Here is a 372-nt window from a genome sequence, read left to right on the forward strand (position 1 = left end):
GTCACCACCTTGACCAGTTGCTCATCGCTTTCCAGACGCAGAATCTGCTCTTCACCGGCCTGACCGGACAGTGCCAGCAGCTCGGCCAGATGGCGGATCAGCGCTTGCTCGCCGTCCAGTTCAGCGGCGGCTTGCTGCATCAGTTCCGAGAGGTGCAAGAGGTTGGTCAGTACGCGCTCGCCGTCACTGCGCTGCATCAGGGTTTGCGGCAGGTGGAAGTCGTGAAGCAGGCGCCGCAACATCGGCAACACACCCTGCTTGCGCCAGAGCTCTCGATAGCCGCGGAACTGCATGACCCGGGCTTCCCAGACCATTTCATCCTGGTTCAGGCGCTCCAGCTCGATCAGCGGCAGGTTCAGTGTGGTGCAGGCC

Annotated in this window: 1 protein-coding gene; it reads right to left on the minus strand. The window is 62.4% G+C overall.

The window, feature by feature from the left end; genetic code table 11:
- Nucleotides 1-372: hypothetical protein (locus AAEY83_RS13215; RefSeq protein WP_351059442.1), on the minus strand; the 372-nt coding region annotated here is incomplete at both ends.

This window comes from Psychrobacter sp. TB20-MNA-CIBAN-0197, assembly GCF_040309765.1.
GTDB lineage: Bacteria > Pseudomonadota > Gammaproteobacteria > Pseudomonadales > Moraxellaceae > Psychrobacter > Psychrobacter submarinus.